This is a genomic window from Streptomyces sp. A5-4, assembly GCF_051131715.1.
In the GTDB taxonomy this organism is placed as follows: domain Bacteria; phylum Actinomycetota; class Actinomycetes; order Streptomycetales; family Streptomycetaceae; genus Streptomyces.
Genome location: NZ_CP178591.1, coordinates 7,950,230 through 7,963,311, shown reverse-complemented (window position 1 = coordinate 7,963,311; position 13,082 = coordinate 7,950,230). Strand labels below are relative to the sequence as shown.

Genomic DNA, 13,082 nt, shown 5'->3' with positions numbered 1-13,082 from the left:
CCCGGACACGAAGCCGGCGTTCCGCACAGGACGGCCTCAGCGCAGGGCGGCGAGGCGGCGGCGGGCCGGGCCCAGGGCCCGGCCTCTGGCCGGCAGGCCCGACCACGGGCTGCCGCGGGCCTGTGCCAGTACGTCATCGGTGTCTGTCACCGCCCAGCGCCGCGCGGTGAGCTCCTTGTCCTCCAGCTGTTCCCAGGAGACCGGCGCGGCCACCGGCGCGCCCGGCCCGGGGCGGATCGACCAGGGCGCCACGGCCGTCTGGGCGTAGCCGTTGCGCTGGACATTCAGGTAGAGGCGGTCGCCGCGGGCCTTCCTGCGTACGGCCGTGGTCAGTTCGTCCGGGCGGCGGTCGGCGAGGACATGCGCGACCTCCTTGGCGAAGTCGCGGGCCTCGTCGAACGAAGTGTGTCCGTTCAGCGGCAGGACCACGTGCAGGCCCTTGGATCCGGTGGTCATCAGTGCGGAGGGCAGCCCGAGCTGGTCGAGGAGTTCGCCGAGCCGCCAGGCCGCCTCGCGCACCGCCGGGAAGTCCTCACCCGGCGGATCGAGGTCGAAGACGAGCCGGTCGGGCAACCGGAGCCGGTCGGCCCGTGAGAGCCACCGGTGGAAGGTCAGGCACGCCTGATCGGCGAGGAAGACAAGGGTGGCGCTGTCGTCGCACACGGCGTGGGTGACCGTACCGCCCTCCTTGTCGACCGTCACTCGGCGCACCCAGCGCGGATAGTGGTCGGGAGTGTCCTTCTGCATGAAGCGCGGCCCACCGACGCCGTCCGGGTGGCGCTCCAGCATCAGTGGCCGTCCGCGCAGCTGGGGCACCATGAACGCCGCCATCCGCCGGTAGTAGTCGGCCACATCGGCCTTGGTGAGACCGCAGTCCGGGAAGAGGACCTTCGCCGGGCGATGGATCCGCACCGTGCGCCGTCCGGCACGCACGCTCGTGGTGTCCCTCGTCATCGTCTCTGTCTCCTGGGCTCGTCGTGCCCGTCGTGATCTGCCTGTCCCCGTGGCCGCTGCCTGTTCAGGTGCTCCGGCGCGCCGCGAGTGAGGGTGGCGGAGTGTTCAGGGCACCCCGCCACCCACACCGCACGGCGCGCCCGAGCCCTACGACATCCGTAATCCGACGCTGCGGCTATTTCACGATCGCCTTCTCCACCAGCAGCTTCACCGCTGCCGCGATCGATTCCGCGTCGATGCCCGCCGCGCTCAGCTGCTCCTGCGGCGTCGCGGAGCCCGGCATGTTCCCAACGGCGAGCCGCACCATCCGGGGCGCCGGGCGCCCGTCGGTGAAGACCTCCGCGACCGCGTCGCCGAGGCCGCCCTGCGGATGATGGTCCTCCACCGTGACCAGGCAGCCGGTCAGTTCGGCCGCGGTCTGTACGGCCTGCTCGTCGACGGGCTTGACCGAGTACAGGTCGAGCACCCGCACGGCGATGCCCTCGCGCGCCAGCAGGTCCGCCGCGCGCAGCGACTCGTGGACCGTGACGCCGACCGCGAGCAGCGTCAGCCTGTCCTCGTCGCCGGAACGCAGCAGCTTGCTGCCGCCGACCGGGAACTCCTCGTCGGGCCCGTACACGACGGGCGCCGCCCCCCTGCTGGTGCGCAGATAGCGGACGCCCCGGGTGTGCGCGTCGCCCTGCGCCATGCCCGCGACGAGCCGTGCGGTCTGGTTGGCGTCGCAGGGGTACAGGACCGTGCTGCCGTGCACGGAACGGAAGAGCGCCAGGTCTTCCAGGCCCATCTGCGAGGGCCCGTCCTCGCCGATGGCGACGCCTGCGTGCGAGCCGACGAGGTTGATGCCCGCCCGGCTGATCGCGGCCATCCTGACGAAGTCGTGGGCGCGGGTCAGGAACGCGGCGAAGGTCGAGGCGTACGGCACATAGCCGCGGATCTGCAGGCCGACGGCCGCGGCGACGAGCTGCTGTTCGGCGATGTAGCACTCGAAGAACCGCTCCGGGTGTTCCTCGGCGAAGGCCTGGGACCGGGTGGAGTCGCCGACCTCGCCGTCCAGGGCGACCACGTCCCCGCGCGCGGATCCGAGCGCGGCGAGTGCGGCGCCGTACGCGTCACGGGTGGCGACCTCGTCGCCCAAGTCGTAGCGCGGCAAGGACAGATGGCCACTGCGGGTGGCGTGCGGAGTGCGGGCGGCGGGCGGCTTCTGTACGTCCACGTGGACGGGGTGCGGCCCGCCCAGTTCCTCGACGGCGCTCTGCGCGTCCTTCAGCGGCTTGCCGTGCATGCCTTCCTTGTCCTCGACCGCGGCCACCCCGCTGCCCTTGCGGGTGGCGGCGATGACGGCGGTCGGCCGCCCGGTGGTGGCGCTCGCCTCCTCGAAGGCGCGGTCGATCGCCTCGACATCGTGTCCGTCGATCTCCACGGTGTGCCAGCCGAACGCCCGGAGCCTGCGGCTGTACGCCGACAGGTCCCGGCCGTGGCGGGTGGGCCCGCGCTGCCCGAGGCGGTTGACGTCGATGATCAGTGTCAGGTTGTCGAGTTGCTGGTCGGCCGCGTGCTCGACGGCCTCCCACACCGAGCCCTCCGCCATCTCGCTGTCGCCGCTGACGACCCATACCCGGTACGGGAGCCGGTCGAGCCGCTTGCCCGCCAGCGCCACGCCGACACCGACCGGCAGCCCCTGTCCGAGTGAGCCGGTGGCCACGTCCACCCAGGGGATCCTGGGCGTCGGATGCCCTTCGAGGCGGCTGCCGCGCCGCCGGAAGGTCAGCAGTTCCTCGTCGTCGATGACGCCCGCCGCCCGGTACATGGCGTACAGCAGGGGTGAGGCGTGCCCCTTGGAGAGGACGAGCCGGTCGTTGCCGGGGTGGTCGGGGCGGTCGAAGTCGTAGCGCAGATGCCGGGTGAGCAGCATCGCCGCGAGGTCCGCCGCCGACATCGACGAGGTGGGATGGCCCGATCCGGCCGCGTCGGCGGCGCGTACCGCGTCCACCCTGAGCTGTCGGCCCAGTTCGGCCACGGCTGTCGGTTCTTTGCTCTGCATGTCACTCCTTCGGCGGGCTTGCGGGCAGATCGGGTGCGTCGGGGACCCTGGCCAGTTCGGGCGACGAGGTGTCGAGCGGGACCGACCAGGAGCGGACGAGGCCCAACTGCACGGACTGGCGCGGCAGGACCGCGTCGAGTATCCAGTCGGCGGCGACCCGCACCCGGTTTCCCGGCATGGCTGCGAGGTGGTAGCCGCGGGTGACGGCGCCCGCGACGGGCCCGGACAGCGGGATGCCCAGCGGATTGGCCGCCGCCTTCACCCCGCCGAGGTCCACGACGAAGCCCAGGTCGTTGTGCTTGTACGAGCGGTGCTGCCCGCGCCCGAGGGACGCGGCGACATTGCGGGCCGCCACTTTGCCCTGCCGGGCGGCGTGCTGGGCGGTCATCGGGGTGTACTCCCCCGGCCTGGTCAGGTCGGGTACGGCGGCGGCGTCCCCGCAGGCGAAGACCTCCGGATGGCCCGGCACGTTCAATTGAGGGGTGACGAGCAGACGGCCCCGCTCCACGGGCAGGCCGATCTCGGAGACCAACGGATCGGGCCGCACGCCGACGCACCAGACCAGTGTCCTGGTCGGGACGAACTCGCCGTCGTCCAGCAGGACCCCGTCCGAAACGGCCTCCTTGACGGAGGTCCTGGTGCGTACGTCCACGCCTCGCTCGCGGAGCACCCGGTCCGCAGTTCCGGAGAGCCGCCGGTCCAGCTCGGGCAGGACCCGTGGGGCGACGTCGAGAAGCAGCCAGCGCGGTTTCTGCGCGGAGCGGCGCCAACTGGGCTGCTTGCGCACGAGGGCGTCGGTGAACATCTTGCCCTGGGCGGCGACCTCGGTCCCCGTGTAGCCCGCGCCGACCACCACGAAGGTGCATCGCCTGGCGCATTCGTCGGGGTCGTCGGTGGCGGCGGCCAGTTCGATCTGACGGGTGACGTGATCGCGCAGGTAGAGCGCTTCGGGCAGTCCGCGGAAGCCGTGTGCGTACTCGGCGACGCCGGGAATCGGCAGCAGTTTGTTGACACTGCCGACGGCCAGCACGAGCCGGTCGTACTCCAGCGTGCCGCCGGTCCCCTCGGGGTCCGTGTAGTGGACGCTGCGTGCTTGGAGGTCGACGTGATCCGCCTCGCCGAGGACCAGCCGCACGCGCGGGAGAGTGCCGAGGAGGGAGACCGTCACCCGACGCGGTCCCAGGATGCCGGCGGCGACCTGGGGCAGCAGCGGCAGATAGAGGAAGTAGTCGGTCGGGTTGAGCAGAACGATCTCGGCTTTGTCCCTGGCCGTCCGGGACAGGGACTTGGCGGCCTGGTGGCCGGCGAATCCTGCTCCGACGATGACAATGCGGGGACGCTGTCGTGTCACTTCGCTTCACCTCGTACACGGGGCGCGGGCGGTGGACGGACCTTCCCGGTGCCCCCGAGGCCGCGCGGCAAACACCCGGATCCCGCCCGTTACGTCCTGCGGCGGGGAGACCTCCGCGGGAGCCGGACGGTTTGCTGCGAACAGTTCGTGGTCATGGGGCGCGGGTACCCGGGCCTCCGCTCGGCAATCACCGCGGTACGCGGACCGAGTTCATGGCGAGTCCACATGGTGATATCTGGGTCTCATTATTCGACACGAGGGCGTAGCGTTCGGCCTGTCGCGTCGAGAGAAGGAGTACGGCCGTGCCGAAGGAGACCGCTGTCTACACCCATGGGCACCACGAGTCGGTGCTGCGCTCGCACACCTGGCGCACCGCGGCCAACTCCGCCGCGTATCTCGTCGGTGAGCTGCGGCCGGGGATGGATGTGCTGGACGTGGGCTGCGGCCCCGGCACCATCACGGCCGACCTGGCCGCTCTCGTCGCCCCGGGCAGGGTGACGGGCGTCGACGCCGCCGCCGACGTGCTCGACCTGGCTCGCGGGACGGCCGCCGAACGAGGGCTGGACAATGTGGAGTTCGCCGTCGCGGACGTGCACGCTCTCGACTTCCCGGACGACTCCTTCGACGTCGTCCACGCCCACCAGGTCCTCCAGCACGTCGGTGACCCGGTGCTGGCGCTGCGTGAGATGCGCCGGGTGTGCCGCCCCGGCGGCGTCGTCGCGGCGCGCGACAGCGACTACGCGGCGATGAGCTGGTTCCCCGAGGTGCCGGGGCTGGGCGAGTGGCAGGAGCTGTACCGCAGGGTGGCGCGCGCCAATGGCGGCGAACCCGACGCGGGACGCAGGCTCGTGTCCTGGGCGCGCGCCGCGGGCTTCGCCGACATCCGGGCATCGGCGGCGGCCTGGTGCTTCGCCACCGAGGACGAGCGCGCCTGGTGGAGCGGCCTGTGGGCGGACCGTACGACAGCGTCGGGGTACGCCCGCCTCGCCGTCGACGGGGGTCACACCCGCGAGGAGACCCTGGCCACGCTGGCCGAGGCATGGCGCGAGTGGGGCCGCCGCGACGACGCGTGGTTCATGGTCCCGCACGGCGAAGTGCTCCTGCGCGCCTGACCGCCCGGCCGCGTTCCTGGGCTCACGTACACCCTCAAAGGGTGTCCGGTCGGCGCCACTTCATGATGTGGCCCGTCGCGGCGAACGCTTCCTTGCCTGCGAGGCGCCCGGTCCTTGTCTCGACGTGCACGAATCCCTCGCTCTCGTAGAGCGCGCGGGCCGCGTCGTTGCCGTCGAGGACCGTGCACCGCACGGTCGAGCCGCCGCCGTCGGCCAGCGCGCGCCGGAGCAACAGCCGCCCGATGCCCTGCCGGTAGCGGGCGGGATCGACGTAGAGCCAGGTCAGTTCGGCGTCGTCGAGGGCGGCGAAGCCGAGCACTTCGCCCGCCCCGTCCCCCTCGTCGCCCCCCGCGGCGACCCACACGGTCCCGTCGAAGAACCCTTCGTCCTCATACGTTTCGGCGAGCGGGGGGAAGGTGTCCGCACCGACGTGGCCACGCAACTCGTCGCACCGCGCCGTGTCATGGATCCTGGAGACCGCGTCCCAGTCCGCTTCCTGGTACGGGCGGACGGTCACGGTGTACGTACTCATCCACGGACCTTCGCACCCGGTGCCCGGCCGGGCAAATCGACTGCCCCTCCGGCCGGGCGAATCGCGTCCCCCGGCCCCTGACCACCAACTATCCTCGCCCCTATGGAGATCCTCGGAACCACGCTGCGCATTTGCGTCGACGACCTGGAGGCCCCGGTGGCCTTCTACGAACGCCTCACGGGAACACGGGCGCAGCGCTACGAGCGCGGCGGGATCTCGGTGGCCGCGGTGGGCTGCTTCCTCCTGATGAGCGGCCCCGAGTCGGAACTGGAGGTGCTGCGCAAGGTGTCGGCGACCATCGCCGTGCGGGATCTGGACGAGGCGGGCGCGGCCCTCGGCGCGGCCGGCGCCCGCATCATCGTGGGCCCGATGGCGACCCCGGCCGGCCGCAACCTGCTTGCGCTCCACCCGGACGGCACGGTCTTCGAGTACGTCGACCTGCGCACGGACGCCTGACGCTCACCCCCGTGGGTCCGCCGCCGGGGGCGGCCGCATCCGGAAGTCGTACCGGTCCGGCAGCGGTTCGTCGGACAGCGCGGACCAGATCTCGCCCAGGATCTCGGCGCCCTCACGCAGGTCCGCGACCTCGAATCCGGCGTCGAAGACCGCGCGGGCGCCCTTCCTGTCCCCCTCGGCGAGCAGCAGCCTGGCCTCGGCGAGGCGGAAACGGCCGCTCTCGCGCACCGCGGGCCGCAGCCGCTGCCAGACACCTCGGGCCTCGGCGGTCCTGTCCGCCGCGAGGAGCGCGTCGATCGCCTCGCGGCCCAGGGCTGCCGTCGCCGCCGTCCACTCCTCGCCGTCGCGGCGCTCCTGGCAGAGGTCGTCGAAGGCCTCCGCGTACAGGTCGGCGGCGCGCTGCCCGTTGTGCGCCAGCCGGTCGGCGACGGCCAGGCAGCGCAGCAACGGCCAGCGGGACGGGGCGAGGCCGAGCCCTCGCTCCCAGCTGCGCACCGCCTGCGCGAGATCGCCCGCGTGCCACTGGGCGACGCCGAGGTGGTATTCGGTGAGGGGCTCGGCGGGGGCGGTCTCCAGCATGTCCCGCCAGTGCTGGCCGACGAGGGTGGGGCCCGGCGGGGTGACCTTGCGCGGGTAGGGGAAAGCGCCGCCCCGCAGCAACTCCAGCCAGGGCTGCTGCTCTTCGCCGAGCGTCGACTCGTCGAAGGGCGTGCCGGGCAGCTTGAAACCGCCGCGCAGGACTTCGAGTGCGCCCCATCCGGAGCCGGTGGTGAGGCTCCGGACGGGCTCGCTGTCGGCGTACGGCCGCCATGCCTGGTGGGCGGCGTCGAGCCGTTCACGCGGCAGCGCGCTCTCCAGTCGCCGGTCCGTCTCCTCGCGGGCCGCCCGCCAGTCCTCGCCGTGCACGGTCCGCGCGTCGGCGGTCAGCGGCCCGTACGCCTCCAGCCAGCTGAACTCGGCGCCCGCCTCCAGCGGCACATGCTCCAGCTGGGTACGGGCGAGGCCGGCCTGGATCTCGGCGTATCCGGGTGTCCCCGGCTCGGTCAGCCACTCCTGCCAGCGGCGCCCGCCGCGCCCCGAGCCCCACAGGAAGAGCTTGCGGCCGCGCAGCCGGTCGGTGGAGGTCTGGACGAGCCCCTGCCCGTCGGCGTCGAGGGACGCCACCCATTTCCGTGTCTCGTCCGGCACGTCGTAGAAGTAGTCGGCCGGGTACTCGCTGCGCGGCGGATACGTACGGTCGACGCCGTCCGACTCGGGCACGGTCACGCGCCGCAGACGGTGTTCGTACCCGAAGTGCCAGGCCTCGTCGGCGGGGGCCAGGACGCGGGTGCCCGCGGCCTCGTCGACGGCGATGTTGGACCACCAGTAGACCGGCACGGTCCGCTCGTGCGGATTGCGGATCCGCACGCCGACGTGCAGGAAGTCGGAGTCGGCGGGCAGCCACAGGTCGACCTGGAAGGGCAGGTCGCGCAGCCGCTCCCACTCCCACAGCCGGAGCATCTCACCGCCGTCGGGAGCGGGCACGACCGCGGCGTGCAGGGGGGCGCAGGACAGCGTCGTGTGCCCGGTGGCGCCGATGTTCCACTCGATGCCGCCGGAGAACCAGGCGCCGTTGAGTGCGAACTGGGCGGGTTGGAACACCGGGTTGCGGTAGAGCAGTTCACGGCCGGTCGGCTTGTGGAGGAGCGAGTGCACCCGCCCGCCGAGTCCGGGCAGCACGGTCGCCCGCAGCCGGTCGTTCTCGATGACGATCGTGTCGAGATCCGTCTCGGCGCGTTCGCGCCCGTACCCGTCGAGTACGCGCACGGGCAGCAGGGTGCGCAGCGGCCCGAAGCCGATCTGCCGTGCCATCTCGCGCGGCAGCCCGTCGCGCGAACGCTCGTCGAGTACGTGCGTCTCGTCGAGAGGACGCAGTCCGGGCAGCGGATTCGGCGGCCCCAACGGGGCGGCGGGCAGGGTCAGTACGGCACGTCGCACGGTCGTGGCCAAGACAGCCTCACTCCCTCACGGGGGCCGCAGGCAGCTCCGATGGCCGACGCCCCGACAACCATCGGAACACGGCGGGTGCCGCCCTGACCAGGGGCTCCGTAGGCCAGTGTTCGGCAAATAATGGGTGGGCGTCCGGGCCTCGCCGACCTACTCTGAACCGTTGCAGGCAGGCGCGGGGCAGCGGATGGGGCACACGATGAGCACGCAGCACACGTACCGAGTGATCGTGCGCGGAACCTGGGACGGGCTGACGGACGGGTCCCGGGCCGCGCTGCTCTCCGAGCTGGACGAGCACGGCCTGACCGGGATGCGGTTCACCCCCGAGGGCTCTCTCACCTACGACCGTGCGCTCAAGCACTTCTCGTACCGCTATGTGATCGTCACGGACGCGGCGGACGGCGACGAGATGGCCGTCGCGCTCGCCGAGGACCAGGCCGGGACGGCGCTGAAGGAGCTGGGGCACGGGTACCGCGCGCTGCACTCCACCGCGACCGACATGGACACCATGAAGGTCAACCGAAAGGGCCGCTGAGCCGGGCGGCGCCGGGACGGCGCGGAGCGTCAGCGCGCCGCCTTGGCCGTGATGGCCCAGCGTTCGTGGTCGCGCCAGGCGCCGTCGATGAAGAGGAAGTCGGGCGAGTGGCCCTCCAGCCGGAAGCCCGCCCGCCGGACGAGGGCGATGGATCCCTTGTTCCCGGGCTGGATGTTGGCCTCCAGACGGTGCAGGCCCAGAGTCTCGAAGGCGTGCCGCAGCACCAGGCCCAGGGCCTCGCTCATGAGGCCGCGGCCCGCCGCGTGGGCGAAGGCGCCGTAGCCCAGCGCCCCGCACAGGAAGCCGCCCTCGACGATGTTGTTGATGTTGATGAAGCCCGCGATGCGGCCACTGGGGCGTTCGCAGACCAGAAAGCCGGCCTTCGTCGGGTCCTCGGTGAGCCGCCTCGCGTAGGCGGCGTACGCGGCTGTCTCCTCCGGGGGGAAGAGCCAGGGGCGGTGCAGGCCTCTGCCGGCCCGCGCCAGCGCCGTGAACTCATCCGCGTCGTCCTGGCCGAAGGTCCGCAGGGTCACCCGCGGGCCCTGCGCGCGGTGTGCCGTGCCGGGGCCGGTCGTCGTACGAGGCATCCCGTCAGGCTACGCGCCGACCGGGGCGGGTGGCCTCTCCGCCGTCACCTGCGCGTGCGTACGGGCCCGTCACCTGCGTCTGCGCATGAAGTAGCCGCCGCACAGCGCACCGATGGCGGCCGTCGCGAGCAGCGCCAGATAGAGCGCATGGTGACTTCGGGGATCAGCAGACGGATCCGGACGTGACGGGTGTTCTCGAAATGAAGACGAGGGTCAGGATCGCGATCACGGCGACGGCGATCCGGCCCGGTGTGAAGGCGCCGCCGGCCGTGCCCTTGCCGCTGCTGCCCGATGCGTCCCTGGGGCTCATGTTCCGGCCCTTCCCTGGAGTGTCACTACCGCGCCGTGGGGTCCGGGATGTGCAGATCTTGGCTCCGGGCGGGCGGTGGGGAGGGCCGTACGGGTGACCGGGGGCCCAGCTGGTCACGCCACAGCCGGTGGAGCGGCGCGGGGCGGGCCGGCCACGGGCGCTCGCGCCGGAGCGGAGCCCGCCGCGCTCGACGCGGCGGGTACCGAGAAGGACCGTCCTCAGCGCAGCGCGGGCACGTCGAGGGTCAGGGTGCGGGTGTCCGTGTCCAGTACGGCCGGCGCGCCCAGCGGCATGGTCAGCGCGGTCGGGCAGTGGCCGAATCCCAGGCCCTCGACGACCGGGACCCCCAGGGGGCTCAACCGGTCGTACAGCAGGGTCCGTACGTCGTCGTACGGGCCGCAGTCCTCCCACGAGCCGAGTGCGATGCCCGCGACCCCGTCCAGCCAGCCCGAGCGCAGGAGCTGGGTGAGGATCCGGTCGAGCCGGTACGGCTCCTCGTCGATCTCCTCGATGAGCAGCAGGCCGCCTCGCGCACCGGGGCGGGCGTGCGGGGTGCCGAGTTCGGCGGCGAGCAGGCTGACGCAGCCGCCCAGGGTGATGCCGCGGGCCCGCCCGGGGACCATGACGCCGGCCGTGGGAAGGCCGAGGATGCGGACCGACTCGGGGGCGAAGAGGGTGGCCCGCAGCGACTCCTGCGTCGGGCCGTCCTTGAGGAACACCTCCGTCGCGACCATCGGCCCGTGCAGCGTGGTCAGGCCGGCCCGTACGGCGAACGCCTCGTGCAGCGCGGTGATGTCGCTGTAGCCGACGAAGACCTTGGGGCCCGCGGCGCGCATCGCGTTCCAGTCGAGCAGGTCCACCATGCGCTGGGCGCCGTAGCCGCCCCGCGCGCACAGGACCGCGGAGACCGTCGGGTCGCACCACGCCTCCTGGAGGTCGTGGGCGCGCGCCCGGTCCTCACCCGCGAGGTACCCGAACTGCCGGTGGCGGTCCAGCACATGGGGTGCGACGACCGGGTCGAGGTCCCAGCCCCGCAGGATGTCGAGGCCCGCGTCGAGCCGCTCCCGCGGCACACCGCCGCTGGGGGCGACCACGGCGACCCGCGCCCCCGGCTCCAGCCGCTCCGGCCTGGTCAGGGGCAGGGGTCCGGCCGGGGACGTCGGTGTCACTTGCCGAGCTCCAGGCAGGGGACGTCGGCCCGGTCGACGCCAAAGGTCTGCGCGTACAGGGACAGTTCGGCCTCCAACGCGCGGGTCATGGTGTCGGCCCTGCGGAAGCCGTGCCCCTCCCCCTCGAAGGCGATGTAGGCGTGCGGAATGCCGCGGCCCGCCATCCGCTCCAGGAACCGCTCACACTGCACGGGAGGGCAGATCACGTCGTCGAGCCCCTGCAGCAGCAGGAACGGCGCGGTGATCCGCTCCGCGTGATGCACCGGCGAGCGGTCACGGTACCGGTCCGGGTACTCGCCGATCGGCCCCACCAGGCTCTCCAGGTACTGGGACTCGAAGTCGTGGGTCTCGTCCGTCGCCCAGCCCGCCAGGTCGAGGATCGGGAAGATGATGGTGCCGCAGGCGTACACGTCGGTGGTGGTCAGCGAGGTCGCCGCGGTCCAGCCGCCGGCGCTGCCGCCGCGGATCGCGAGCCGGCCCGGGTCGGCGGTGCCCTCCTCGGCGAGCGAGAGGGCGACGGCGGCGCAGTCCTCGACGTCCACGACGCCCCACTGCTCGCGCAGCCGGTTGCGGTACTCGCGCCCGTACCCGGCGGATCCGCCGTAGTTGACCTCGGCGACGCCGATGCCGCGCGAGGTGAAGTAGGCGATCTCCAGGTCGAGTACGAGCGGGGCGCGGCCGGTCGGGCCGCCGTGGGCCCAGACGACGTAGGGCGGGAGTTCGCCGCCCGGCGCGATGTGGTCGGGGTTGTGCGGCGGGTAGACGTGGGCGTGGATGTCGCGGCTGTCGGGGCCGACGAAGGTGCGGAGCTGCGGCTCGGGGTAGTAGGCGGGGTCCACCGGGTCGTCGTGCGCGGAGCCGATGACCCGGGTGTGGCCGGTACAGGTGTCGAGCTCAACGACCTCGTACGCGCTGCGCGGGCTGGCGGCGACGCCGATGACGCGGCTGCCCTGCACGGCGAGGGTGGCGGACCACTCGGTCCAGGGCCCGGCCGCGTCGACGAGTTCGCCCGTTTCCGGGTCGAGGATGCCCAGGGTCGTCGGGCCCGCGCCGTGGATGACGGCGATCAGGCCGTTGTCCAGGGGGTGGAACCACCGCAGCCCGATCTTCCAGAGTGGTCCGCCGAATTCCTCGGCGCGCCCGGCGCACAGGCCGGTGCCGGCCACGACACCCGGCAGGGTCTCGCCGGGAGCCGTGGCCCGGTACAGCTCCCACCAGTTGCCGAGGTCCGAGACGAACAACAGCGAGCCGTCCGGCGCCCATTCGACCTGGGCGACCGACTCGTCGGTGTCCCCGGCGACCGGCCGTACGTCCTCGAAGGGGCCGTCCTCGGTGATCTCGCCGAGCATCACCAGCGTGCCGTCCCACGGCATCCGCGGGTGGTCCCAGGCGATCCAGGCGGCCCGCCGCCCGTCGGCCGAGATCCGCGGTCCGGTGACGAAGCGGTGCCGGTCGTCGGAGAGTTCCCGCACCGCGCTCCGGTCGTGGGCGGCCGAGCCGTCCAGCGGGACGGCCACGATGACGCGGCGCACGTCGGTGGGCGCCTCGCCGGTGAACTCCTCCATTACGCACCACACTTCGCCCGCCGCTCCGCGCTCAGGCCGCAGCTGCGGGTCGACCCAGCGCAGCCCGCCACCGACCTCGGACACCGGGGTGAGCGGGCGCGGTCCGGCGTCGGGGGCGTCCGGTTCGTACGCGTAGAGCCGCTGGTCGGGGAAGTGCACGAAGACGACGAGCGGGCCGGATCCCTCGCGCGCCACGCCCGCCCAGGGCTGCCCGCCGTACTCGATGACTCTGCTGCGTACGTTCCAGGGGGCGGGCAGCACCGATTCCTCGGCGCCGTCCACCCGTCGCCGTACCAGCGCGCGCCGGCCGCCCTCGGTGGGCCGTGGTTCGGTCCACCACACCTCGTCACCGACCACCCCGATGTACTCCGGATGCCCGTCGTGCGATGCGGCGAGCGCGGCGTCGATCGGTGACTGCCAGCTTCCGTACGGCACTGTCGGCACCATGGTCCCGACCCCCCTCTGTGGTCCTGCTGCGGTCGGT

At 72.7% G+C, this 13,082-nt stretch carries 12 protein-coding genes; 3 read left to right on the top strand and 9 right to left on the bottom strand.

Translation table 11 applies throughout. From position 1 onward, the window contains the following. Positions 1–36: 36 nt before the first annotated feature. From ligD to ACLLJJ_RS37225, 3 genes are all read right to left on the bottom strand, one after another. The gene (gene ligD / locus ACLLJJ_RS37235; RefSeq protein ID WP_434599110.1) at positions 37–954 is read right to left on the bottom strand and encodes a non-homologous end-joining DNA ligase; all 918 of its coding nucleotides are present in this window, start codon (positions 952–954) and stop codon (positions 37–39) included. A 175-nt stretch (positions 955–1,129) separates the two neighbouring features. Further along, positions 1,130–2,995: a transketolase gene (locus tag ACLLJJ_RS37230; protein WP_434599109.1), complete on the bottom strand. Its 1,866-nt coding sequence runs from the start codon at positions 2,993–2,995 to the stop codon at positions 1,130–1,132. 1 nt (position 2,996) lies between these two features. After that, positions 2,997–4,346 carry an NAD(P)/FAD-dependent oxidoreductase gene (locus tag ACLLJJ_RS37225; protein WP_434599108.1) on the bottom strand — a complete coding sequence of 450 codons (1,350 nt, stop codon included), beginning with the start codon at positions 4,344–4,346 and terminating at the stop codon, positions 2,997–2,999. Between the two features lie 302 nt (positions 4,347–4,648). On the opposite strand from ACLLJJ_RS37225, the gene ACLLJJ_RS37220 reads away from it, so the two are divergent. Beyond that, on the top strand, positions 4,649–5,458 hold the full coding sequence (locus ACLLJJ_RS37220; RefSeq protein ID WP_434599106.1) for a class I SAM-dependent methyltransferase: 810 nt from the start codon (positions 4,649–4,651) through the stop codon (positions 5,456–5,458). A gap of 34 nt (positions 5,459–5,492) precedes the next feature. On the opposite strand, the gene ACLLJJ_RS37215 is transcribed toward ACLLJJ_RS37220, so the two are convergent. Beyond that, positions 5,493–5,990 carry a GNAT family N-acetyltransferase gene (locus ACLLJJ_RS37215; protein WP_434599105.1) on the bottom strand — a complete coding sequence of 166 codons (498 nt, stop codon included), beginning with the start codon at positions 5,988–5,990 and terminating at the stop codon, positions 5,493–5,495. Between the two features lie 102 nt (positions 5,991–6,092). On the opposite strand from ACLLJJ_RS37215, the gene ACLLJJ_RS37210 reads away from it, so the two are divergent. Then, positions 6,093–6,446 carry a VOC family protein gene (locus ACLLJJ_RS37210; RefSeq protein ID WP_434599104.1) on the top strand — a complete coding sequence of 118 codons (354 nt, stop codon included), beginning with the start codon at positions 6,093–6,095 and terminating at the stop codon, positions 6,444–6,446. A gap of 3 nt (positions 6,447–6,449) precedes the next feature. Here the strand turns inward: ACLLJJ_RS37210 and ACLLJJ_RS37205 are convergent, their stop codons facing one another. Beyond that, positions 6,450–8,435, bottom strand: coding sequence for a DUF5107 domain-containing protein (locus tag ACLLJJ_RS37205; protein ID WP_434599102.1), 1,986 nt, complete (start codon positions 8,433–8,435; stop codon positions 6,450–6,452). 196 nt (positions 8,436–8,631) lie between these two features. Here ACLLJJ_RS37205 and ACLLJJ_RS37200 point away from each other — a divergent pair, with 196 nt between their 5' ends. After that, entirely contained in the window at positions 8,632–8,967 is a 336-nt protein-coding gene (locus ACLLJJ_RS37200) for a DUF6204 family protein (protein WP_434599101.1), read from the top strand. A 29-nt stretch (positions 8,968–8,996) separates the two neighbouring features. On the opposite strand, the gene ACLLJJ_RS37195 is transcribed toward ACLLJJ_RS37200, so the two are convergent. The 4 genes from ACLLJJ_RS37195 to ACLLJJ_RS37180 form a co-directional block, all read right to left on the bottom strand. Then, on the bottom strand, positions 8,997–9,554 hold the full coding sequence (locus ACLLJJ_RS37195) for a GNAT family N-acetyltransferase (protein ID WP_434599100.1): 558 nt from the start codon (positions 9,552–9,554) through the stop codon (positions 8,997–8,999). A 163-nt stretch (positions 9,555–9,717) separates the two neighbouring features. Further along, positions 9,718–9,864 carry a hypothetical protein gene (locus ACLLJJ_RS37190; protein ID WP_434599098.1) on the bottom strand — a complete coding sequence of 49 codons (147 nt, stop codon included), beginning with the start codon at positions 9,862–9,864 and terminating at the stop codon, positions 9,718–9,720. Between the two features lie 218 nt (positions 9,865–10,082). Beyond that, positions 10,083–11,033 carry a S66 peptidase family protein gene (locus ACLLJJ_RS37185; protein WP_434599097.1) on the bottom strand — a complete coding sequence of 317 codons (951 nt, stop codon included), beginning with the start codon at positions 11,031–11,033 and terminating at the stop codon, positions 10,083–10,085. Beyond that, a complete protein-coding gene (locus tag ACLLJJ_RS37180; protein ID WP_434599096.1) occupies positions 11,030–13,045 on the bottom strand; it encodes a prolyl oligopeptidase family serine peptidase in 2,016 nt (671 codons plus the stop codon). The genes ACLLJJ_RS37185 and ACLLJJ_RS37180 overlap by 4 nt, the downstream gene beginning before the upstream one ends. Positions 13,046–13,082: the final 37 nt, after the last annotated feature.

Bases quoted from the DNA above. Each gene is read 5' to 3' on its own strand.
- ACLLJJ_RS37195 (WP_434599100.1), bottom strand. From the start codon at position 9,554: ATGCCTCGTACGACGACCGGCCCCGGCACGGCACACCGCGCGCAGGGC.
- ACLLJJ_RS37230 (WP_434599109.1), bottom strand. From the start codon at position 2,995: ATGCAGAGCAAAGAACCGACAGCCGTGGCCGAACTGGGCCGACAGCTC.
- ACLLJJ_RS37215 (WP_434599105.1), bottom strand. From the start codon at position 5,990: ATGAGTACGTACACCGTGACCGTCCGCCCGTACCAGGAAGCGGACTGG.
- ACLLJJ_RS37180 (WP_434599096.1), bottom strand. From the start codon at position 13,045: ATGGTGCCGACAGTGCCGTACGGAAGCTGGCAGTCACCGATCGACGCC.
- ACLLJJ_RS37200 (WP_434599101.1), top strand. From the start codon at position 8,632: ATGAGCACGCAGCACACGTACCGAGTGATCGTGCGCGGAACCTGGGAC.
- ligD (WP_434599110.1), bottom strand. From the start codon at position 954: ATGACGAGGGACACCACGAGCGTGCGTGCCGGACGGCGCACGGTGCGG.
- ACLLJJ_RS37210 (WP_434599104.1), top strand. From the start codon at position 6,093: ATGGAGATCCTCGGAACCACGCTGCGCATTTGCGTCGACGACCTGGAG.
- ACLLJJ_RS37190 (WP_434599098.1), bottom strand. From the start codon at position 9,864: ATGAGCCCCAGGGACGCATCGGGCAGCAGCGGCAAGGGCACGGCCGGC.